Source organism: Acidovorax sp. CF316 (assembly GCF_000276605.1).
Classification (GTDB): Bacteria; Pseudomonadota; Gammaproteobacteria; order Burkholderiales; family Burkholderiaceae_C; genus Acidovorax.
The window spans coordinates 1-1,215 of sequence record NZ_AKJX01000001.1 but is presented as its reverse complement, the minus strand read 5'-3'; the positions used below and the strand labels follow the sequence as shown (position 1 = coordinate 1,215).

The following is a 1,215-nucleotide window of genomic DNA, read 5'->3' as shown; positions in this document are numbered from 1 at the left end:
GCAGCCGCCGTTGTGGCTGGTTCGATGCCGCGCTGCTCAAGCGCAGCGCCCAGGTCAACGGCCTGTCGGGCCTGTGCATCACCAAGCTCGACGTGCTCGACGGCCTGACCGAGTTGCTGCTGTGCACCGGTTATGAACTCGACGGCGAAAAGATCGACCTGCTGCCCATGGGCGCGGAAGACATCGCACGCTGCACGCCGATCTACGAAACCCTGCCGGGTTGGACGGAAACCACCGTGGGCGTGACCGAGTACGCCAAGCTGCCCGAGGCAGCACGCCGCTACCTGGAGCGCATTGCCGAAGTCACCGGTGTGCCGGTCGACGTGATCTCCACCAGCCCGGACCGCGACCACACCATCATGATGCGCCACCCCTACGTGGCCGACTGACCTGCCATACCCCCGCCCTGGCCTCGCACCGGCAGGGCGGTGCCGCATGGCGCCATGTGCTGCGCGGCAAACGCATTTTTCGTATTCCCTCTATATAGCGATGAGGGGTTGCCCTGGCGCTGTTGCCGTGTGATCCTCTCATCTACAAGCCATCACCCCCAGGAGCCCCGCCCATGTTGACCGAAGACGGCAAACACCTGTATGTCAGTTATGACGAGTACCACAGCCTGATCGAAAAGCTGGCGCTCAAGGTGCACCAGTCGGACTGGGAGTTCGACACCATCCTGTGCCTGGCACGTGGTGGCCTGCGCCCCGGTGACATCCTGAGCCGTATCTTCGACAAGCCCCTGGCCATCATGTCCACCAGCTCCTACCGCGCCGAAGCTGGCACGGTGCAGGGCCACCTCGACATCGCCCGTTTCATCACTACCCCCAAGGGCGAAATCGCCGGCAAGGTGCTGCTGGTGGACGACCTGGCCGATTCGGGCCACACCCTGCATGCCGTGATCGACATGCTCAGGACCAACTACGCACCCATTACGGAACTGCGCAGCGCCGTCATCTGGACCAAGGGCATGTCGACGTTCACGCCCGACTACTCGGTGGAGTTCCTGCCCACCAACCCCTGGATCCACCAGCCCTTCGAAGGCTATGACAGCCTGAGCCCTGCCAAGCTGCTGGAGAAGTGGCGCGTGTGACGGGCCCTGGCGCCGGACACAGCAAAGAAGAGGAGGGCGCAAGCCCTCCTTTTTCTTGGTGGCTCCCGCGCTGGCTCCTTGGATAGCACCCATGGCCATGCAAATTTTTCGGGTTTTCCCTGCAGCCC

The 1,215-nt window shown here is 63.4% G+C and carries 2 protein-coding genes; both read left to right on the top strand.

The annotated features are described in order from the left end of the window. The coding region (locus PMI14_RS00010; protein ID WP_007847580.1) for an adenylosuccinate synthetase at positions 1 to 389 on the top strand (389 nt) is incomplete at its 5' end. A 173-nt stretch (positions 390 to 562) separates the two neighbouring features. Further along, complete coding sequence (locus PMI14_RS00005) at positions 563 to 1,087, top strand: phosphoribosyltransferase (protein ID WP_007847579.1); 525 nt, start codon at positions 563 to 565, stop codon at positions 1,085 to 1,087. The last annotated feature ends 128 nt before the right edge of the window (positions 1,088 to 1,215 follow it).